The organism is Bacillus cereus group sp. BfR-BA-01430 (assembly GCF_022663115.1).
GTDB classification, from domain to species: domain Bacteria; phylum Bacillota; class Bacilli; order Bacillales; family Bacillaceae_G; genus Bacillus_A; species Bacillus_A cereus_BD.
Map to the genome: position 1 here is coordinate 26764 of NZ_JAKUEW010000021.1, position 21882 is coordinate 48645.

A 21882-nucleotide genomic window follows, 5' to 3' on the forward strand; every position below is an offset into this window, starting at 1 on the left:
CTTCTGTGAGTGGAGTAATTACAGTGTTAGGATTAGGAGCTGGTGAGTTAGACCAGCTAACAATGGGTGTATATAAAAAGATAAAAGAAGCGTCGCATATGTATGTACGCACAAAAGAACATCCTGTTATTGAGGAATTAGAAAAAGAAGGAATTCAGTACACAGCTTTTGATCATATATATGAAGCGCATGATACATTTGAAATTGTATATGAAACAATTGTAAATGTCCTGCTAGAAAAAGCGCAAAATACGGAAATTATTTATGCTGTGCCTGGACATCCGCTTGTTGCGGAAAGAACCGTTCAATTACTGTTAGAAAAGGGAAAACAAGAACAAGTTGAAATTCGGATTGAAGGTGGACAAAGCTTTCTCGATCCGATGTTTTCTAGCCTGAAAATTGATCCGATTGAAGGATTTCAATTTGTTGATGCTACATCTTTTGAACGTGGACAATTGGAATTGCGACACCATTTGATTTTTTGTCAAGTATATGATGCATTCGTCGCATCGGACGTAAAATTGACATTAATGGAAATGTTACCTGATGAATATGAGGTATATATTGTAACAGCGGCAGGGACATCTTTTGAAGAAGTGAAAAAAGTACCGTTATATATGTTAGATCATGAAACAAAGCTGAACAATTTAACGAGTGTGTATGTACCTCCAGTGAAAGAACGGAAAGTGTTGTATCAACAATTCGATGTGCTACGCGAAATTATTGCGGAGCTTCGCGGGCCAAATGGTTGCCCTTGGGATAAAAAACAAACGCATCAATCCTTAAAGAAATACTTAATAGAAGAAGCATATGAAGTATTAGAGGCGATTGATGAAGAGGACGATGATCACTTAGTTGAAGAGCTTGGTGATGTATTATTACAAGTTATGCTTCATGCTCAAATTGGAGAAGATGAAGGTTGGTTCTCTATCGATGACATCATTCAAACACTATCTGAGAAAATGGTGCGTCGTCATCCGCATGTATTTGGTGAAGTAGAGGTTAAAGATGCAGAGGACGTTCTTTCGAATTGGGAAGAAATTAAGAAGCAAGAAAAAGGAAATGTAAGAGAGTCTGTTTTAGCAGGTATACCGAAAAGTTTACCGCAACTAATGCGTGCTTATGAAATCCAAAAGAAGGCAGGGAAAGTTGGGTTTGATTGGGCTGATGTTCAGCCGATGAAAGAGAAAGCATTAGAGGAATGGGAAGAGTTTCAACAAGAAGTAGAGAAAATGGATCGAGAAAAAATGTTAGGTGAGTTTGGTGATGTATTGTTTGCATTTGTTAATATAGCTCGCTATTATAATTTAAATCCAGAAGAAGCGCTTCATGTCACAAATGAAAAATTTATGCGCCGCTTTTTATATATGGAAGCAAAAATAGGTGAGATGAATAAAGAAATACAACAATTCACATTAGAACAATTAGACGTTTTGTGGGAGGAAGCAAAACAAGTAGAGAATAAATAGGGGGAAATGAGATGCGATTAGATAAATTTTTAAAAGTATCACGTTTAATTAAGAGAAGAACGTTAGCAAAAGAAGTAGCAGATCAAGGACGAATTTCAATTAATGGACAAGTTGCAAAAGCAAGTTCAGTTGTAAAGGTTGAAGATGAACTTACAATTCGATTTGGTCAAAAAGTAGTAACTGTGAAAATAAATGAGTTAAAAGAAACGACGAAAAAAGAAGATGCTGCTAATATGTATACTGTCATTCGTGAAGAAAAAGTAAAAGCTGAAGAAGGCTTGTTCTAAATTTATTTCTCCCCTCATACATTACTATTAGCTAATATCAAGCTATGGGGGGATTCTTCGTGAATAATAGTTATTCAACTATATCTTCTAACCAGCAAAACGGGTCTGTAGAGCATGATATTATTATGCGTGGGAGACGTGTAATTGACATTACCGGCGTAAAACAAGTAGAGAGTTTTGATAGTGAAGAATTTTTGTTAGAGACTGTCATGGGGTTTTTAACGATTCGCGGTCAAAATTTGCAGATGAAAAATTTAGATGTTGAAAAAGGGATTGTATCCATTAAAGGTAAGATTCATGAGATGCTTTATATTGATGAGAATCAAGGGGAGAAAGCTAAAGGCTTCTTTAGTAAGTTGTTTAAATGAGTCTAACGGTGCAATTGTATACAATGCTTTCGATGATTGGGATGGGCGCTTGGATTGGCGCATCTTTAGATACATACCAACGTTTTTTAAAACGCCCACAGCGTAAACGATGGACTGTATTTATGAATGATATACTATTTTGGATTGTCCAAGCACTATTTGTCTTTTATGTATTATTACTTGTAAATGAAGCAGAACTGCGTGTGTATGTATTTGTTGCGTTACTATGTGGTTTTGCTGCATATCAAGGTCTACTGAAATCATTGTACATGAAAGTATTGAACTTTCTCATTTATATTTCTATGCAAATAATCCAATTTGCTATTCAAATGATGAAACAACTCCTGATCAAGCCGGTTGTTGTTATAATGCAGCTTATGATTGCACTTATGTTATTTTTATTTCGTATGCTACTTTCTGTTGGACATGTTTTATGGAAGTTCTTGACTTTAATCGTACTTTTTGTGTGGAAAGTTTTTTTCTGGCCTTTTCGATTTATTGCGTCACTCATATGGAAACTTCTCCCTAACCGTGTTAAACTTTTTATAGAGAAATATGCGGGACTCCTAGAATATGTGAAGAAATGGAAAGAATATATTTTCAAGGTATGGAGGCGGCTAAAACAGAAGTTAGGGGGACCTCGGAAATGAGGGAACTGAAACAAAGAGTGATTGAAAAAAAGAATCCAAATTCTGTAAAGGGACATATAATACAAACAAATGACAACAGGAAGCGACTTTATCGCCGTTTAACGGTTTTTCTTGTCTTCGCTTTTACAATTGTTGTAAGTGTTAGTGTAACATTTTATCAGCAAAATAGTTCTATTAAAGCGCGAGAAGCAAAGGTTGAAGACATGAAGAAGGAATTGGAAGCATTAACGAAAGAAGAAAAAAAATTAAAAGGTGATATTCAAAAGTTGAATGATGAAGAGTACGTTTTAAAGATTGCTAGAAGGGATTATTTCTTCTCTGGAAAAGGAGAGATAATTTTTCCTGTTTCTAAGTAGAGTATGTCTTATTGACACTATATTTTAGGATTATATATAATAAAGTAAAATTTGACTTTTTAACCACTAAGGAGGAGCATTTTTTTTATGTCAATTGAGGTAGGCAGCAAGTTACAGGGTAAAGTAACAGGTATTACAAATTTTGGGGCTTTTGTGGAGCTGCCAGAAGGCTTAACGGGTCTTGTTCATATTAGTGAAGTTGCTGATAATTATGTGAAAGATATTAATGACCATTTAAAAGTTGGCGACGAAGTAGAAGTAAAAGTTATTAATGTTGAAAAAGATGGGAAAATTGGCCTGTCTATAAAGAAAGCTAAAGAACGTGAAAAAACTGAGGGCGATCGTCCACGCGGTGAACAACGTTCTGGACGTCCACAACGTAATCGCTCTTTTAACAGAGATAACCGTGGTAATGATAGCCGCAACCAGAAAGAAACGTTTGAGCAAAAAATGGCACGCTTTTTAAAAGATAGTGAAGATCGATTAACTTCTTTGAAGCGTAATACAGAATCTAAACGTGGTGGCCGAGGCGCTCGTCGCGGATAAAACCATTTTATTTCTAACATATAGAGAGGTGCCCGGAGTCATTTACTCAGGGCGCTTTTTTATATGAATATATTTGTTAAAAAAAGAATAAAAAACTTTTTCAAATATGTTGACTTTGAAATGGATTTGATATAAGATACTAATTGTCCGTTAAATAAGACGACATGGCGGTGTAGCTCAGCTGGCTAGAGCGTACGGTTCATACCCGTGAGGTCGGGGGTTCGATCCCCTCCGCCGCTATATTTTAATTTAACGGCCCGTTGGTCAAGTGGTTAAGACACCGCCCTTTCACGGCGGTAACACGGGTTCGAATCCCGTACGGGTCATCTCAAAAAAGATCATGCAAATTAGCATGATCTTTTTTTTATAAATATATTCGATAATTCTACAAAAACACCATTTAATTTCAGAAAAATTATTATTTCCTATTTTATTTTTCCGACTATTTGTATATATATAGATTTATTTTGAATAAAAAGTCGAACGATTTTGAGGGGAATATCTGTTGTTTTGACAAAAATCCTGAACATCATCTTTTATAATGACAATAATTAAACTATGCAGGTGGTGTTAAAAATATGCCTAAAGCAGGAAGGAATACAATGAATACAAGTGTATTAGCAATGGGTGATGGTCAGCTTAGTACAACAGGATGGACAAGTAAGATAAGGATGAAGTTGGAGCATGTTTTTTTTAGATGGGGGTTTGTAATCGTTTTAATCGGTTTTCTTTTAGGACGAGCATATATATTAACGAATATTTTACCATTCGCATTACCATTTTTTGCTGCCGTATATGTAATGAAACGGGATAAGATGGCACTTGCGTTTTTAGCTCTTATGGGTGGAGCGCTTTCTGTTTCAATCGATAATTTCCTTTTTACTTTTGCATCTATTTTTACTTTCTTCATTTATAATATCTTCTTTAAGCGATTTACACGCAAAACCGTTGGACTTGTACCGTTTCAAGTTTTTATCTCCGCATTAACCGCACATCTTATTGTTGTTTATTTCGCGCAACAAACAGTTACCATGTATGATTTGCTTGTAAGTACAATAGAAGCAGGACTTAGTTTTGTATTGACAATGATTTTTTTACAAAGTGTTCCGTTGTTAACAGAAAGAAGGGGAAAGCAACAAGCTCTAGAAACCGAAGAAATTGTTTGCTTGATTATATTATTGGCGTCTGTACTTACAGGTACAACAGATTGGTTTATTTATGATGCTTCTATTCAGCATATTTTTACGAGATATTTAGTGTTATTGTTTGCTTTCGTTGCAGGAGCAGCGACTGGTTCAACAGTGGGTGTTGTAACTGGATTGATATTAAGTTTGGCCAATGTAGCCAGCTTATCCCAACTGAGTTTATTAGCCTTTTCGGGACTGCTTGGAGGATTATTAAGAGAAGGAAAGCGAATTGGAGTAAGTTTAGGATTATTAATTGGTACAAGCTTAATTACATTGTATGTAGATAAACAAACAAGTATTATTACAACTTTAATAGAATCCGGTATAGCAATTGCATTGTTTATGTTAACGCCAAAAACAATTATAGATCGAATTGCTAAGTTTATGCCAGGGACACAAGAACATTCACAGGATCAGCAGCAATATTTACGGAGAATGCGTGACGTTACAGCAAATAAAATTAATCAGTTTGCAAATGTATTTTCCGCATTGTCAAATAGTTTTTCGGTGTATGGATATGTAGAAGAAGAAGATAAAGAAGCAGAAGCGGATTTGTTTTTAAGTACCATTACTGCAAAAACATGTCAAACTTGCTTTAAAAAAGATCAATGTTGGGTTGTGAATTTTGATAAGACGTATGATTATATGAAACAGATTATGGATGAAACCGAGGCTGGGACACTTCAACATAACCGTAAATTAGTTCGTGGGTGGGACAAGTATTGTGTAAGAGGAAAGAAAGTGACGGATTTAGTAGCGAGTGAATTAGATCATTTTTATGAAGGACAAAAATTACGAAGACAAATGAAGGAAAATCGTAGAATTGTTGCGGAGCAGCTACTAGGTGTTTCAAAGGTCATGGAGGACTTTGCAAAAGAAATTCAGAAAGAAAGAGAGAATCATCAAGCACAAGAGGAACAAATTTTACAAGCATTACGAGATTTTGGTGTTGAGATAGAGCACGTAGATATTTATTGTTTAGATAGGGGGAGTATCGATATTGAAATGATGATTCCAGCTATGTCTAACGAGCATGGTGAATGTGAAAAATTAGTTGCACCGATGCTTTCTGATATTTTAAAAGAGAATATTATTGTTAAACATGAAGATCGATCTGCTTATCCAAATGGTCATAGTCTTATCTCATTTGGATCTGCAAAAACATTTTCGCTTGATACAGGACTTGCCACAGCAGCTAAGGGGGGAGGATTTGTATCTGGAGACTCTTATGCAATGATGGATTTAAGTGTAGGGAAATATGCTTTAGCGATAAGCGATGGAATGGGGAATGGACAAAGAGCTCATCTGGAAAGTAAGGAGACGGTAAAACTACTACACAAAATATTGCAATCTGGTATTGATGAGGAGATTGCAATTAAATCTATTAATTCGATTCTTTCTTTAAGAACAACTGAAGAAATGTTTACGACGCTTGATTTAGCTATGGTAGATTTGCGAGATGCGAGCGCTAAGTTTTTAAAAATTGGTTCAACACCAAGCTTTGTGAAGCGTGGAAATAATATTATAAAAATAGAAGCAAGTAATTTACCGATGGGGATTATTGAGGATGTTGAAGTAGATGTTGTAGGTGAACAACTAAAAACAGGGGATATTCTCATTATGATGAGCGATGGGATTTTCGAAGGGGCGCAACATGTTGAAAATCATGAAGTATGGATGAAGCGTAAAATTAAAGAGTTACAAACAGATGACCCACAAGAGATTGCTGACATTATTATGGAAGAAGTCATTCGCTCGGGTGATGGGTATATTCATGATGATATGACGATTGTAGTTGCAAAGGTGAAGAAAAATATGCCAAAATGGGCTACAATCCCCATTGTAGGTATGCAGGCGCAATAGTAAATTATCGTAAGGCCTAGAAGCTCTAGGCCTTTTTGTATGAGAGAAATCTGGTTTTTATTATAATAAAGGATGTAAGATAAAAATATGAATTTTGTACATCTTTTTTTTGCACAAAGTTTGTAAAAGTTGTACCATTATAATCAAGGTAAAGTATGTTATTGTTTGGTTTTAATGAAGGGTGAATGCGAAGTTGAAAAATTCATTTGTTGAAAAAGTGGATAGATTTGCAAAGCAGCATGATGTATTAGAGGAACATTCGACCATTGTTGTAGGAGTTTCAGGAGGGCCCGACTCTTTAGCTCTACTATATTATTTGTTAGAAAAAAGAGAAGCAAAGAATTTAACAATTGTAGTCGCGCATGTAGATCATATGTTTAGAGGAGATGAATCCTACGAAGATTTACAATTTGTAGAAAATCTTTGCCATGAGCTTGGGATTCTTTGTGAAACGATAAGAATTAATGTTTCGCAATATCAACAGCAATATGGAAAGAATGCGCAGGTAGCTGCAAGGGAATGTCGATATGCATTTTTGGAAAGAATAATGAGGAAATATGATGCAGGGTATGTAGCGCTTGGTCATCATGGAGATGATCAAGTAGAAACGATTCTGATGCGTCTCGTGCGCGGGAGTACTCCGCAAGGATATGCTGGTATTGCTGTGAAACGCCCTTTTCATAATGGATATTTAATTAGGCCTTTATTGGCAGTGACAAAGGAAGAAATTTTGGATTACTGCGACAAGTTAGGCATTATACCGCGTATAGATCCAAGTAATAAAAAAGAAGTATATACAAGAAATCGACTACGTAAGTATGTTTTGCCTTATTTAAAAGAAGAAAATCCTCAGGTGCATGAGCGATTTCAAAAATTTAGTCAGCTTATGCAAGAGGATGAGGCCTATTTGCAGGAATTAGCTTTTGAAAAGATGAATAAAGTAATTACAAAAAAAAGTGATAAATATCTTGTCTTATCAATTCCTGCCTTTGAATCCTTGTCTATGCCTTTACAAAGGAGAGGGATTCAACTAATATTAAACTATCTTTATGAATATAAGATTCCATCTTCGCTTTCTTCTATACATATTGACAAAGTAATTGCGTTTTTCAAACGAATACAACCATCAGGGTCACTAGATTTTCCAGAAGGTTTAAAAATTGTTCGTGCATATGAAGAATGCAGTTTCCGATTTAAACAAGAATTTGTTACCCCTTTTTCCGAAGTTTTATCCGTACCTGGTGCAGTTACATTAGCGAATGGAGATAAGCTTATAGCAGAAGTAATAGAGGAAATACCGAGTGACATGAATGAAATGATATTTGTCGCTAAGTATAATGATATATCATATCCTCTTTTGATTCGCTCTCGAGAAAATGGAGATCGCATGTCAATACAAGGTATGAGCGGTACAAAAAAGATAAAAACTATCTTTATCGAAGCGAAAGTACCAAAGGAAAAAAGAGAAGAGTGGCCGATTGTTTGTGATGCAAGTGGAAACATTATTTGGGTTCCCTTGTTGAAACGATCTGCATTTGCTATTTCGCAAAAAGTAGCAAACAAGGATAAATATATAATTATTCACTACAAAAGCAAGGAGTCTTCCGGGAGGATAATGAAATGATGAATCAAGATATTGAAAAAGTATTAATTTCTGAGGAGCAAATACAGGAAAAGGTGCGCGAACTAGGTGCGATCATTGCGGAGGAGTATAAGAATACAGTACCTCTTGCAATTGGTGTATTAAAAGGGGCAATGCCTTTTATGGCAGATCTATTAAAGAGAACAGATACATATCTTGAAATGGATTTTATGGCTGTATCTAGTTACGGTCATTCTACAGTTTCAACAGGTGAAGTGAAGATTTTGAAAGACCTTGATACTTCTGTAGAAGGTCGCGATATTTTAATCGTTGAAGATATTATTGATAGCGGTCTGACATTAAGCTACTTAGTAGATTTATTCAAATATCGCAAAGCAAAATCTGTAAAAATTATTACGCTTCTAGATAAGCCAACTGGTCGAAAAGTAGACCTTAAAGCGGATTATGTTGGATTTACTGTTCCGCATGAATTTGTTGTAGGCTACGGTTTAGATTATAAAGAGCAATATCGTAATCTGCCTTATGTAGGAGTATTAAAACCAAGCGTTTACTCAAATTAATCAAATACAGGCGTTATAATTGTATAGGAAAGTTTTTCTATGTTACGATTTACTATAGTGTTTATGCCGTGAGAGGAGGTTAGGAATGAATCGTATCTTCCGTAATACCATCTTTTATTTACTGATATTCTTAGTAGTAATTGGAATCGTGAGCTACTTCAATGGTTCAACGCAAAAAACGACTTCAGTTAGCTACGACAAATTCATTGCTAGACTTGAACAAGGTGAAGTGCGTAATGTGCAACTTCAACCAAAAAATGGTGTATTTGAAGTAAAAGGACAATTCGCTAACTCTAGTCAAGGTGAACAATTCGTTACTTATGCACCGAATACTGAGGAATTACAAAAGAAAATTAATGAGAAGGTGAAAGGGGTAGAAGTGAAGTATCAACCAGCAGAAGAAACAAGTGCTTGGGTGACGTTCTTTACTTCAATCATTCCGTTTGTTATTCTCTTCATTTTATTCTTCTTCTTACTAAACCAAGCGCAGGGCGGCGGTAGTCGTGTTATGAACTTCGGTAAAAGTAAGGCGAAGTTATACAATGACGAAAAGAAAAAAGTACGCTTCAGAGATGTAGCTGGAGCTGACGAAGAAAAGCAAGAACTTGTTGAGGTTGTTGAATTCTTGAAAGATCCTCGTAAGTTCGCTGAAGTAGGTGCTCGCATTCCGAAAGGGGTTCTATTAGTTGGACCTCCAGGTACTGGTAAAACATTGCTTGCGCGTGCCGTTGCAGGTGAAGCTGGCGTGCCGTTCTTCTCTATTAGTGGTTCTGATTTCGTAGAGATGTTCGTTGGTGTCGGTGCTTCTCGTGTACGTGACTTATTTGAAAATGCAAAGAAAAATGCACCTTGTATTATTTTCATCGATGAAATTGATGCAGTAGGTCGTCAACGTGGCGCAGGTCTTGGCGGTGGTCATGATGAGCGTGAACAAACGTTAAACCAACTTCTTGTAGAAATGGATGGATTCGGTGCGAATGAAGGTATTATTATCATCGCTGCGACAAACCGTCCAGATATTCTTGATCCAGCGTTATTACGTCCAGGACGTTTTGACCGTCAAATTACAGTGGATCGTCCAGATGTGAATGGACGTGAAGCAGTATTGAAAGTACATGCTCGTAATAAACCGCTTGATGAAGATATCAACTTAAGAGCAATTGCAACTCGTACGCCAGGTTTCTCTGGTGCAGATCTTGAAAACTTATTAAACGAAGCGGCATTAGTGGCTGCGCGTCAAAATAAGAAGAAAATTGACATGTCTGATATTGATGAAGCAACGGATCGAGTTATTGCAGGTCCGGCTAAGAAAAGTCGTGTTATTTCTGAGAAAGAACGAAATATCGTTGCCTTCCACGAAGCAGGACACACTGTCATTGGTGTTGTGCTTGATGAGGCAGATATCGTTCATAAAGTAACAATTGTTCCTCGCGGTCAAGCTGGTGGATACGCAGTAATGCTTCCAAAAGAAGATCGTTACTTCATGACAAAACCAGAATTGCTTGATAAGATTACTGGTTTACTTGGTGGTCGAGTTGCCGAGGAAATTGTATTTGGTGAAGTAAGTACAGGAGCTCATAACGATTTCCAACGTGCAACTGGTATTGCTAGACGTATGGTAACAGAATTTGGTATGAGTGATAAGTTAGGCCCAATGCAATTTGGTAGTTCGCAGGGTGGTCAAGTATTCTTAGGAAGAGACTTCCATTCTGAGCAAAACTATAGTGATGCAATTGCACATCAAATTGATATGGAAATGCAAAGCATTATGAAAGAATGTTATGCTCGTGCAAAACAAATCCTGACTGAAAAACGAGATAAGCTTGATATTATCGCTAAAACGTTACTTGAAGTAGAAACGTTAGATGCAGAGCAAATCAATCATTTATATGAACATGGCACTTTACCTGAGCGTAAAAAATCATCTGAAAGTGATGTAAAGGTAAACATTACGATGAAAAAAGATGATGAAAATGCAGAGGATAAAGGTGAAACGAAGGAGTGACAATTGTCACTCCTTTTTATTTTGGATATGTGACCATACAGGTGCATATATTTTAAAATTGCTTATATTAAAAATTGAAATGATGAACAATCTTTTTGTAAAATGGGGAAGATGGAGAAGCCGACTATACGGGTATGTGTGATATGATGGCATTATAAGTTTTGTACATACTACACAAATATAGATTAAATAAGATAAGTGGTGAGAATATGATTTTTGTATTGGATGTAGGGAATACAAATGCGGTACTTGGTGTGTTTGAGGAAGGGAAACTTCGGCAGCATTGGCGTATGGAAACAGACCGTCATAAAACAGAAGATGAATATGGCATGCTGGTAAAGCAACTTCTTGAGCATGAAGGCCTTTCTTTTGGAGATATAAAAGGGATTATTGTTTCTTCTGTTGTACCACCGATTATGTTTGCTTTAGAGCGTATGTGTGAGAAGTATTTTAAAATCAAACCGCTTGTAGTAGGTCCGGGAATCAAAACAGGTTTAAATATAAAATATGAGAACCCACGTGAAGTTGGAGCGGATCGCATTGTAAATGCTGTAGCCGGTATTCAATTATACGGAAGCCCACTTATTATTGTTGATTTTGGTACGGCTACTACATATTGCTATATTAACGAAGAGAAACATTATATGGGTGGTGTTATTACACCTGGAATTATGATTTCTGCAGAAGCTTTATATAGCCGAGCTGCCAAGCTTCCCCGTATTGAAATAACAAAACCAAGCAGCATTGTTGGTAAAAATACTGTAAGTGCAATGCAAGCGGGAATTCTTTATGGGTATGTTGGACAAGTAGAAGGTATTGTGAAGCGTATGAAAGAAGAAGCTAAACAAGAACCTACCGTAATTGCTACAGGAGGATTAGCAAAATTGATTGCCGAAGAATCTAATGTAATTGATATTGTCGATCCGTTTTTAACATTAAAAGGTTTATACATGTTATATGAACGTAATGCAAATTTACAACATGAGAAAGGTGAATAAATGATGAAAGATTATTTAGTAAAAGCGTTAGCGTTTGATGGAGAAGTTCGTGCATATAGTGTGCGTACAACAAATATAGTCAGTGAAGCGCAAAGACGACATGATACATGGAGAACAGCTTCTGCTGCACTTGGGCGTTCTTTAACAGCTGGTGCGATGATGGGGGCTATGCTAAAAGGGGAGCAAAAGCTAACAATTAAAGTAGAGGGGAATGGCCCGATTGGCCCGATTGTCATCGATGCGCATGCGAATGGTGATGTGCGCGGATATGTAACAAATCCGCATGTTGATTTTGAATCCACAGAACAAGGGAAATTGAGAGTATATCAAGCTGTAGGTACAGAAGGAAATGTGACAGTAATTAAAGATATCGGTATGCGTGAACCGTTTATTGGACAGTCTCCGATTGTATCAGGTGAACTAGGAGAAGATTTTACGTATTATTTTGCTGTCTCTGAACAAACTCCTTCTTCAGTAGGAGTTGGCGTTCTTGTGAATGGTGATGATAGTATATTAGCAGCGGGCGGTTTCATTTTGCAAATTATGCCAGGAGCGCAAGAAGAGACAATTTCATTTATTGAAGAGCGTCTACAAAAAATTCCTCCTGTTTCAACAATGATTGAAAAAGGGCTTTCTCCTGAAGGGATTTTAAATGAAGTGTTAGGAGAAGAAAACGTAAAAGTGTTAGAAACAATGGATGTACAATTTAATTGTACATGTTCACGAGAGCGTATTGAAAGTGTACTCATTAGTTTAGGTAAGGCAGAATTAGAACAAATACGTGAGGAAGAAGAGGAAACGGAAGTACATTGTCATTTTTGCAATGAGCGATATAAATTTTCTAAAGATGATATTAAGCAGTTAATTGAAACACTATAATATAAGTAATATATATGGATAACATGTTGTTCAAATAGATTGACAAATGAAGAATTTTCTGACAAGATATTAATATAGAGAAAACCAATAAAAATACTCGGTGTTAGGAGTGACAGGAATGCGAGTGGCACAATCAGTTTCAGAATTAATCGGGAAAACGCCGATCGTTAAGTTGAACCGCATCGTAGAGCAAGACAGTGCAGATATATATTTAAAATTAGAATTTATGAACCCTGGAAGCAGCGTGAAAGATCGTATTGCATTATCTATGATCGAAGCTGCTGAGAAGAAAGGTTCATTAAAAGAAGGCGATACAATCATTGAGCCAACAAGTGGTAACACAGGGATTGGCTTAGCGATGGTGGCAGCTGCAAAAGGATATAAAGCAATTTTAGTAATGCCGGAAACAATGAGTATGGAACGCCGTAATTTACTTCGTGCTTACGGGGCTGAATTGGTATTGACTCCAGGTCCAGAAGGAATGGGTGGCGCAATTCGTAAGGCGACTGAATTAGCGAAAGAGAACGGTTATTTCATGCCACAACAATTCCAAAATCCAGCAAACCCAGAAGTTCATCGTTTAACAACAGGTCCAGAAATTGTTGAGCAGATGGGTGACCAATTAGATGCATTTATCGCAGGAATTGGTACTGGTGGTACAATTACAGGTGCTGGGGAAGTATTAAAAGAGACGTATAAAGACATTAAAATTTATGCAGTAGAGCCAGCAGACTCTCCTGTACTATCGGGCGGAAAACCAGGTCCACATAAAATCCAAGGAATTGGAGCTGGATTTGTTCCAGAAACATTGGACGTAGAAATATATGATGAAATCATTCAAGTGAAGACAGAACAAGCATTTGAATATGCAAGAAAAGTAGCTCGTGAAGAAGGTATTTTAGTTGGTATTTCTTCAGGTGCTGTTATCTATGCTGCAACAGAAGTTGCAAAAAAACTTGGCAAAGGGAAAAAGGTTCTTGTAATCATTCCAAGTAACGGTGAACGTTATTTAAGCACTCCCCTTTACCAATTTGAATCATAATTTGTGTCGCTAGAAAAAAGCATTCCTGAAAGGGGGTGCTTTTTTCTTTTGGAAATAGGAAAAGAGTGAATGACTAGAAAACTTCATGTAAAATAAGTAGTAAAGTTAATTTATTTTCATTGGCTCTCAAGGATGAGTGTTTCATATCAGTTGTTGGTGATTTGAGATGATTAGACTAGGGGAGTGGGATAAAAGAAGATGGGGTGTTGATATGCAGCAAAGAAAATCTTTAGCACTTTCTATTCCATATCATTTTGATTTCTTTAAGCAATATAAGTTTCTCTCTCAGTATAAGGCACAACATATTTTGTTAGAAAGTGGGCGCGGAGGTCGCTATAGTATTGTAGGGCTCGATCCTGTAGCGGTAATTCGTGGGAAGAATGAAACGTTACATATAAGTGAAAATGGTAAGGAAACAATAGAATACGGTAATCCATTAAATTTAATGCAAAAATATATGGAGCAATGGAAAACAGATCACAATCCGGATTATCCGCCATTTCAAGGGGGAGCAATCGGATATTTTAGTTATGATTGTATTCGTTACATTGAGAAATTGCCTTCAATTGCAAAGGATGATGTGGATATACCTGACATATTCTTTCTATTATTTGATGATGTGTTTGTATATGATCATGATGAAAAAGTATTATGGATTATTACGCATTATGTAGAGGAACGTGAAACTGCAGAACAACGCTTGAGAGACTGGGAAGAACGTTGGATGAAGGAAGCCCCTCAAGTGAAAATTCCATTTGAAATCCAGGCGAACGAAAAAGAAGTTGTAGCTTTCACAGAAGAAGGATTTATACATGCTGTTGAGCGGATTCAAGAGTATATTGGAGCTGGAGATGTGTTTCAAGTGAACCTTTCTACAAGACAAGAAAAAACATTACAAACACATCCTTTTGAAATTTATACAAGCTTAAGGGAAATCAATCCATCCCCATACATGGGGTACTTAGAACTTGGGGATTTTCAAATTGTGAGCGGATCACCGGAATTATTAATTAAAAAACAAGGAAATAAGGTGAGTACAAGACCGATTGCAGGAACTCGTTCTCGCGGGGAAAATGAACAAGAAGATGAAAGATTAGCGAAGGAGCTAATTGAAAATGAAAAAGAACGTGCCGAACATGTAATGCTTGTTGACTTAGAGCGGAATGATTTAGGAAGAGTTTGTGAGTATGGGACAGTTGAAGTCGATGAATTTATGGTAATCGAAAAATACTCGCATGTTATGCACATTGTTTCGAATGTTCGCGGTATAGTTAGCGAAGATAAGGATGCTTTTGATTTAGTAAGAGCTGTATTTCCTGGTGGTACCATTACGGGAGCACCTAAAATACGTACGATGGAAATTATAGAAGAATTAGAACCTGTAAGACGCGGTATTTATACAGGATCAATAGGTTGGATCGGGTACTCCGGAGATATGGAATTAAATATTGTGATTCGAACGTTGCTTGCAAAAGATGGTCAAGCATATGTGCAAGCTGGAGCGGGAATTGTCATTGATTCAAATCCGAAGAATGAGTATAAAGAATCATTGAAAAAAGCAATCGCTTTATGGCGTGCGAAAGAACGTAGCGAAGGAACGGTTAGGTGAGAGAAATGATATTGATGATCGATAATTATGATTCTTTTACATTTAATTTAGTACAGTTTCTTGGGGAGCTTGGACAAGAACTTGTCGTAAAGCGTAATGATGAAATTACCATTGCGGATATTGAAAATATGAGACCTGATTTTTTAATGATTTCACCTGGTCCTTGTAGTCCGAATGAAGCTGGTATTAGCATGGCGGTTATTAAACATTTTGCTGGGAAGATTCCTATTTTCGGTGTGTGTTTAGGACATCAATCAATTGCACAAGTATTTGGAGGAGAAGTAGTTCGTGCGGAACGTTTCATGCATGGGAAAACCTCACAAATGTATCATGATGAAAAAACGATCTTTTCTGAAATTCCCAATCCGTTTACAGCAACTCGTTATCATTCCTTAATTGTAAAGAAAGAGACATTGCCTGAATGTTTAGAAGTAACTTCTTGGACAGAAGAAGGGGAGATTATGGCGCTTCGCCACAAGACATTGCCGATTGAAGGCGTGCAGTTTCATCCAGAATCGATAATGACTTCTCATGGGAAAGAGCTATTGGAAAACTTTATTCAGAAGTATAGCTCGAGTGCATTGTCATGTTAATTTATGTGAATGGTACATATGTAGAAGATATGGAAGCGAAAATCTCTCCTTATGATCACGGATATTTGTATGGGCTTGGTGTTTTTGAGACATTTCGTATTTATAATGGGCACCCGTTTTTACTAGATGATCATTATGAACGTTTAATGGGTGCTCTTGCTTCTTTGCAAATCGAATGGGATATGACGAAAGAAGATATACTTGCTATCCTTAAAGAGTTGCTCTTAAGGAACGGATGCAAGCATGCATATATTCGTTTTAATGTATCAGCTGGGATAGATGAAATAGGATTACAAACAGATGTATACAAAAATCCATCTGTCATTGTATTTATCAAACCTTTAACTCCTAAAGACATAGTAGTAGAAAAGGAAGGGGTTATTTTAAAACAGGTGCGAAATACACCCGAGGGGAATTTTCGTTTGAAATCGCATCATTATTTAAATAATATTTTAGGAAAACGTGAAATTGGAAATGCAGTGAATAGAGAAGGGATCTTCTTTACGAAGGAAGGTTACGTAGCAGAAGGGATTGTGTCAAATATTTTCTTTGTAAAAGAAGGTGCTTTATATACACCTTCTCTTCATACAGGAATTCTAAATGGAATTACTCGTGCATTTATTATAAAGGTTGCTCAAACGCTAAATATAAAAGTAAAAGAAGGTTTGTTTACAAAAGAGGAATTACTTACAGCGGAAGAAGTGTTTGTAACAAATTCGATTCAAGAAATTGTGCCACTTCTCCATATGGAAGGAAGAGATTTCCCAGGGAAAGAGGGAGAGATTACAAAAAAATTAATTGGTGCATATGAGATGCATAGAGAGAATCTTTGGAGCCGAAACGAATTATAGAGGGGAGATATAGAACTTGAAATGGAACTATGATTTGCGCTGTGGTGAATATACATTAAATTTAAATGAAAAAACATTAGTCATGGGGATTTTGAATGTAACACCAGATTCATTCTCTGATGGCGGAAGTTATAATGAATTAGAAACAGCTGTTCGCCATGCGAAGGAAATGGTGATTTCTGGTGCGGATTTAATTGATATAGGTGGAGAATCAACGCGTCCAGGTTTTGCAAAAGTTTCAGTAGAAGAGGAATTAGCGCGTGTATTACCCGTTATACAAGCTGTTTCGAAGGAAGCGAATGTGCCTATTTCTATTGATACTTATAAAGCGGAAGTAGCAAAGCAAGCTATTGAAGCTGGAGCTCACATTATTAATGATGTTTGGGGAGCGAAAGCGGAGCCGAAAATTGCAGAAGTAGCAGCTCACTATGATGTACCGATTATTTTAATGCATAATCGTGATCATACAAATTATCGTAATGTAATGTCTGATATGATTGCAGATTTATATGAGAGTGTTAAGATTGCGAAAAATGCAGGTGTACGCGATGAAAATATTATTTTAGATCCAGGTATTGGTTTTGCTAAAACACCTGAACAAAATTTAGAAGTTATGCGCAATTTAGAGCAATTGAATGTACTAGGGTATCCGATTCTTCTTGCAACTTCAAGGAAGTCTTTTATCGGATATGTTTTAGATTTACCGGTAGAAGAGCGTGTTGAAGGAACAGGAGCATCAATTTGTCTTGGGATTGCTAAAGGTTGTGAAATGATTCGCGTTCATGATGTGAAAGAAATGGCCCGTATGGCAAAGATGATGGATGCAATGATTGGTAAGGGGGGAAAGTGATTGGATAAAATTTATATCCATGACATGGAATTTTACGGCTATCACGGGGTATTCCCGGAAGAGAATAAATTAGGACAAAGATTTAAGGTGGATTTAACGGTAGAGCTAGATTTAAAAAAAGCTGGTGAAAGTGACGACTTAGAGCATTCTGTCAATTATGGGGAGCTGTTTGAACTGTGTAGACAGATTGTAGAAGAACGAACATATAAACTTGTGGAAAGTATAGCGGAAAATATAGCTGCAAATATATTGGAACAGTATGGAAGTGTGATGCGTTGCACAGTAAAGGTTATCAAACCTGATCCTCCTATACCAGGACATTATCGTTCTGTAGCAGTAGAGATAACGAGAGAAAGAACATGAAAAATACAGTTTATATTGCTTTAGGATCAAATATGGGTGATCGCTATACGTACTTAACACAAGCAATTAATTTATTGGATAAGAATTCTAATATTCAAGTGGAAGATGTTTCTTCAGTTTATGAAACAGACCCAGTGGGATATACAGATCAAAATCGCTTTTTAAATTTAGTCATAAAAATTTCTACCAATTTATTGCCGCAAGAACTATTAACAGTAACACAAAAGATTGAGATTGAATTAGGAAGAAAAAGGGAAATAAGGTGGGGTCCAAGGACTATCGACCTTGACATTCTACTTTATAATCAAGACAATATTGAAGCAGAGAATCTTATTGTTCCGCATCCGCGGATGTTTGAAAGAGCTTTTGTTATCGTTCCGTTGTTAGAAATTAATCAAGATATAGAACAAAATATTTCACGTTCACAAGTAGAAGAAATGAAAAGGCGAGAGGGAGTAACGATATGGAAGCAGAAAAATGGGGAAGACGCATTCGCGCTTTTCGGAAGTTGAAAGGTTATACGCAAGAACGTTTTGCGAAGGAATTAGGGGTATCTGTATCAGTTTTAGGAGAAGTTGAGAGAGGAAATAGATCACCTTCTCAAGATTTTGTTATAGAAGTTGCAAAGACATTGAACATTTCAATAGATGAGTTAATGCCGAAGTAAGGATAAAGAAAGGGGCTAGTCGAGTGTTAAAGATTGCAAACATTGAGATGAAGAACCCAGTGGTACTAGCACCGATGGCGGGAGTATGTAATTCTGCATTCCGTTTAACAGTTAAGGAATTTGGTGCGGGATTAGTATGTGCTGAAATGGTAAGTGATAAGGCTATTTTATTTAATAACAAAAGAACATTAGATATGTTATATATTGATGAGAGAGAAAAGCCGTTAAGTCTACAAATTTTCGGCGGCGAGAAAGAGACGCTTGTTGATGCCGCAAAATATGTAGATCAAAATACAACAGCGGATATTATTGATATTAATATGGGGTGTCCTGTTCCGAAAATTACAAAATGTGATGCGGGAGCAAAATGGCTTTTAGACCCAAATAAAATATATGAAATGGTAGCAGCAGTTGTTGATGCGGTGGAAAAACCAGTTACGGTTAAAATGCGTATTGGTTGGGATGAAGATCATATCTTCGCAATTGAAAATGCTAGAGCGGTTGAACGGGCAGGAGGTCAAGCTGTAGCTGTTCATGGACGCACGCGTGTTCAAATGTACGAGGGTAAAGCAGATTGGGATATTATTAAACAAGTGAAACAAGCGGTGAATATTCCTGTTATCGGTAATGGTGATGTGGAAACTCCGCAAGATGCTAAGCGTATGCTAGATGAAGTTGGTGTAGATGGAGTTATGATCGGTCGTGCGGCACTTGGAAATCCTTGGATGATTTATCGCACTGTGAAGTATTTAGAAACTGGGGAATTAATGCCAGAACCAACAGCGCGTGAGAAAATTGATGTATGTATGCTGCACTTAGATCGTCTCATCGAATTAAAGAATGAGCATATTGCAGTACGTGAGATGAGGAAGCATGCAGCTTGGTATTTAAAAGGTGTTCGCGGAAATGCGAGAGTGCGCAATGGGATCAATGCTTGTAATACTCGTGAAGATCTTGCTTCGCTATTAGGTGCATTTGTAGAAGAAGTAGAAGCGAAACAAGAAAATATTCAGATCGGTTAAGAAGCGAGAGGGAATGATTGACATTCTTTCTTTTGCTTCCTATAATTACGTGAAAGAAAGAAGAACTGTCAGTTACTTACTGGCAGTTTTTCTAGTTGGATAGAAAATGATATACTGTATATATTGTAAAATTAAATAGAGCTGGAGTGATATCAATACCATGGATAACATGAACCACGAAGAATTAAACGACCAATTACTTGTTCGTCGTGAGAAACTACATAACTTACGTGAGCAAGGTATCGATCCATTTGGTAAACGTTTTGAACGTACACATTCATCAAAAGAGTTACTGAGCTTGTATGAAGAGTTCTCTAAAGAAGAATTAGAGGAAAAAGCAATTTCTGTTTCTATCGCTGGGCGCATTATGACAAAACGCGGTAAAGGGAAAGCTGGTTTTGCACATATTCAAGATTTACATGGACAAGTTCAAATTTACGTTCGTAAGGATGCTGTTGGAGATGAAGAATATGAATTGTTTAAAACAGCTGACTTAGGTGACTTAGTAGGAGTCGAAGGGAAAGTTTTCAAAACAAATGTTGGAGAACTTTCTGTAAAAGCAACATCATTTACATTATTAACGAAATCTCTTCGTCCACTTCCGGATAAATACCATGGATTGAAAGATATTGAGCAACGTTATCGTCAACGTTACTTAGATTTAATCACAAGTATGGAGAGTCGCGAAACATTTGTTACTCGCAGTAAAATCATCCGTGAAATGAGAAGATACTTAGATGATAATGGCTATCTTGAAGTGGAAACACCAATGATGCATGCAATTGCAGGTGGTGCATCTGCTCGTCCGTTCATTACGCATCATAATGCATTAGATATGGAATTATATATGCGTATTGCAATTGAGTTGCATTTAAAACGTCTTATTGTAGGTGGCCTAGAAAAAGTATATGAAATTGGCCGTGTTTTCCGTAATGAAGGTGTATCAACACGTCATAATCCGGAATTTACAATGATTGAATTATATGAAGCGTATGCTGACTATAAAGACATTATGAAACTAACAGAAAATATGATTGCTCATATTGCGAAACAAGTGTTGGGTACAACAACAATTCAATATGGTGAACATGAAATTAATTTAGAGCCAGAATGGACACGTCTTCATATGGTGGATGCAATTAAACAATATTGTGGAGTGGACTTCTGGAAACCAATGAGCGTGGAAGAAGCACGTGCATTAGCGAAAGAACATGATGTAGAAATTAAAGATACAATGGAAGTTGGTCATATTATTAACGAATTCTTTGAACAAAAAGTAGAAGAAAAGTTAATTCAACCTACATTTATCTACGGTCATCCAGTAGAAATTTCGCCTCTTGCGAAAAAGAACGATGAGGATTCACGATTTACAGATCGTTTTGAACTATTCATTGTTGCTCGCGAACATGCAAATGCATTTACTGAATTAAATGACCCAATCGATCAGAAAGAACGTTTTGAAGCTCAATTAAAAGAGCGTGAACAAGGAAATGATGAGGCGCATATGATGGACGATGATTATATCGAAGCTCTTGAATATGGTATGCCTCCTACTGGTGGATTAGGTATCGGTATTGATCGCCTTGTTATGTTATTAACAAATGCACCATCTATCCGTGATGTATTGTTATTCCCTACAATGCGTCATAAACAAGACTAAGCTTTGGAGATTTCTCCAAAGCTTTTTTTAATCCTACTATTTATAGTGAGCAAGATCTCTTATCTTAAGATTTAAAAAAACGAAGAAGATAGAGGGGAATGATTCAAGTTTCACTTTATGAGAAAGGTATTTTTATATAGTGGATTAGTATTGATTTCATACTTTTTTATTAGGTTAAAAATTTTATTAAAAAAACTATTGCATTTTAATAACCGAACTGGTATATTTATATTCGTTGTCACGAGAGACAACGCAAGAAACAAAAAAGAAAACAACTTTTAAATAAAAAAAGTTGTTGACGAAAATGTAACGAAATGTTATATTAGTAAAGTCGCTTCTGCGGCAAACGAGTTCTTTGAAAACTGAACGAAACAAACAACGTGAAACGTCAATTTTTATTTATGATGCTAGACAAACTTTATTGGAGAGTTTGATCCTGGCTCAGGATGAACGC

Annotated in this window: 22 protein-coding genes and 2 tRNA genes; all 24 read left to right on the forward strand. The window is 36.6% G+C overall.

Annotated features, from left to right (window positions below):
- Nucleotides 1-5: 5 nt before the first annotated feature.
- Nucleotides 6-1469 (forward strand): bifunctional methyltransferase/pyrophosphohydrolase YabN, encoded by a 1464-nt coding sequence (gene yabN / locus MR058_RS21170; RefSeq protein WP_242145710.1) that lies wholly within the window; start codon nucleotides 6-8, stop codon nucleotides 1467-1469.
- A gap of 11 nt (nucleotides 1470-1480) precedes the next feature.
- Nucleotides 1481-1756, forward strand: coding sequence for an RNA-binding S4 domain-containing protein (locus tag MR058_RS21175; protein ID WP_011983196.1), 276 nt, complete (start codon nucleotides 1481-1483; stop codon nucleotides 1754-1756).
- A gap of 59 nt (nucleotides 1757-1815) precedes the next feature.
- Nucleotides 1816-2124 carry a sporulation protein YabP gene (gene yabP / locus MR058_RS21180; RefSeq protein ID WP_242145711.1) on the forward strand — a complete coding sequence of 103 codons (309 nt, stop codon included), beginning with the start codon at nucleotides 1816-1818 and terminating at the stop codon, nucleotides 2122-2124.
- The gene (gene yabQ, locus MR058_RS21185; RefSeq protein ID WP_242145712.1) at nucleotides 2121-2774 is read left to right on the forward strand and encodes a spore cortex biosynthesis protein YabQ; all 654 of its coding nucleotides are present in this window, start codon (nucleotides 2121-2123) and stop codon (nucleotides 2772-2774) included. The genes yabP and yabQ overlap by 4 nt, the downstream gene beginning before the upstream one ends.
- Nucleotides 2771-3130: a cell division protein DivIC gene (gene divIC / locus MR058_RS21190; protein ID WP_242145713.1), complete on the forward strand. Its 360-nt coding sequence runs from the start codon at nucleotides 2771-2773 to the stop codon at nucleotides 3128-3130. The genes yabQ and divIC overlap by 4 nt, the downstream gene beginning before the upstream one ends.
- 87 nt (nucleotides 3131-3217) lie before the next feature.
- Nucleotides 3218-3676, forward strand: a complete 459-nt coding sequence (locus tag MR058_RS21195; RefSeq protein WP_011983200.1) for a S1 domain-containing RNA-binding protein — start codon at nucleotides 3218-3220, stop codon at nucleotides 3674-3676.
- 166 nt (nucleotides 3677-3842) lie between these two features.
- Nucleotides 3843-3916: transfer RNA gene (locus MR058_RS21200), tRNA-Met, on the forward strand.
- A 14-nt stretch (nucleotides 3917-3930) separates the two neighbouring features.
- Nucleotides 3931-4002, forward strand: a tRNA-Glu gene (locus tag MR058_RS21205).
- A 252-nt stretch (nucleotides 4003-4254) separates the two neighbouring features.
- The gene (spoIIE, locus tag MR058_RS21210; RefSeq protein WP_242145714.1) at nucleotides 4255-6726 is read left to right on the forward strand and encodes a stage II sporulation protein E; all 2472 of its coding nucleotides are present in this window, start codon (nucleotides 4255-4257) and stop codon (nucleotides 6724-6726) included.
- A gap of 193 nt (nucleotides 6727-6919) precedes the next feature.
- Nucleotides 6920-8350, forward strand: a complete 1431-nt coding sequence (tilS, locus tag MR058_RS21215) for a tRNA lysidine(34) synthetase TilS (protein WP_242145715.1) — start codon at nucleotides 6920-6922, stop codon at nucleotides 8348-8350.
- Complete coding sequence (gene hpt / locus MR058_RS21220) at nucleotides 8347-8889, forward strand: hypoxanthine phosphoribosyltransferase (RefSeq protein WP_242145716.1); 543 nt, start codon at nucleotides 8347-8349, stop codon at nucleotides 8887-8889. The genes tilS and hpt overlap by 4 nt, the downstream gene beginning before the upstream one ends.
- Nucleotides 8890-8974: 85 nt before the next feature.
- Nucleotides 8975-10894 (forward strand): ATP-dependent zinc metalloprotease FtsH, encoded by a 1920-nt coding sequence (ftsH, locus tag MR058_RS21225; protein WP_242145717.1) that lies wholly within the window; start codon nucleotides 8975-8977, stop codon nucleotides 10892-10894.
- A gap of 209 nt (nucleotides 10895-11103) precedes the next feature.
- On the forward strand, nucleotides 11104-11892 hold the full coding sequence (locus MR058_RS21230) for a type III pantothenate kinase (RefSeq protein ID WP_242145718.1): 789 nt from the start codon (nucleotides 11104-11106) through the stop codon (nucleotides 11890-11892).
- 3 nt (nucleotides 11893-11895) lie between these two features.
- Nucleotides 11896-12771: an Hsp33 family molecular chaperone HslO gene (hslO, locus tag MR058_RS21235; RefSeq protein ID WP_242145719.1), complete on the forward strand. Its 876-nt coding sequence runs from the start codon at nucleotides 11896-11898 to the stop codon at nucleotides 12769-12771.
- 118 nt (nucleotides 12772-12889) lie between these two features.
- Nucleotides 12890-13813 (forward strand): cysteine synthase A, encoded by a 924-nt coding sequence (gene cysK, locus MR058_RS21240; protein WP_242145720.1) that lies wholly within the window; start codon nucleotides 12890-12892, stop codon nucleotides 13811-13813.
- A gap of 211 nt (nucleotides 13814-14024) precedes the next feature.
- Nucleotides 14025-15422 (forward strand): anthranilate synthase component I, encoded by a 1398-nt coding sequence (gene trpE, locus MR058_RS21245; protein WP_242145729.1) that lies wholly within the window; start codon nucleotides 14025-14027, stop codon nucleotides 15420-15422.
- A 5-nt stretch (nucleotides 15423-15427) separates the two neighbouring features.
- Nucleotides 15428-16015, forward strand: coding sequence for an aminodeoxychorismate/anthranilate synthase component II (pabA, locus tag MR058_RS21250; RefSeq protein WP_242145721.1), 588 nt, complete (start codon nucleotides 15428-15430; stop codon nucleotides 16013-16015).
- Nucleotides 16009-16866: an aminodeoxychorismate lyase gene (pabC, locus tag MR058_RS21255; RefSeq protein WP_242145722.1), complete on the forward strand. Its 858-nt coding sequence runs from the start codon at nucleotides 16009-16011 to the stop codon at nucleotides 16864-16866. Before pabA ends, pabC begins: the two co-directional genes overlap by 7 nt.
- Nucleotides 16867-16882: 16 nt before the next feature.
- Nucleotides 16883-17716, forward strand: a complete 834-nt coding sequence (gene folP / locus MR058_RS21260) for a dihydropteroate synthase (RefSeq protein WP_242145723.1) — start codon at nucleotides 16883-16885, stop codon at nucleotides 17714-17716.
- Nucleotides 17717-18079: a dihydroneopterin aldolase gene (folB, locus tag MR058_RS21265; RefSeq protein ID WP_242145724.1), complete on the forward strand. Its 363-nt coding sequence runs from the start codon at nucleotides 17717-17719 to the stop codon at nucleotides 18077-18079.
- The gene (gene folK / locus MR058_RS21270) at nucleotides 18076-18591 is read left to right on the forward strand and encodes a 2-amino-4-hydroxy-6-hydroxymethyldihydropteridine diphosphokinase (RefSeq protein ID WP_242145725.1); all 516 of its coding nucleotides are present in this window, start codon (nucleotides 18076-18078) and stop codon (nucleotides 18589-18591) included. Before folB ends, folK begins: the two co-directional genes overlap by 4 nt.
- Complete coding sequence (locus MR058_RS21275; protein ID WP_242145726.1) at nucleotides 18543-18746, forward strand: helix-turn-helix domain-containing protein; 204 nt, start codon at nucleotides 18543-18545, stop codon at nucleotides 18744-18746. Before folK ends, MR058_RS21275 begins: the two co-directional genes overlap by 49 nt.
- Nucleotides 18747-18769: 23 nt before the next feature.
- Complete coding sequence (dusB, locus tag MR058_RS21280; protein WP_242145727.1) at nucleotides 18770-19768, forward strand: tRNA dihydrouridine synthase DusB; 999 nt, start codon at nucleotides 18770-18772, stop codon at nucleotides 19766-19768.
- A gap of 160 nt (nucleotides 19769-19928) precedes the next feature.
- On the forward strand, nucleotides 19929-21428 hold the full coding sequence (gene lysS / locus MR058_RS21285) for a lysine--tRNA ligase (protein WP_242145728.1): 1500 nt from the start codon (nucleotides 19929-19931) through the stop codon (nucleotides 21426-21428).
- Nucleotides 21429-21882 lie beyond the last annotated feature (454 nt).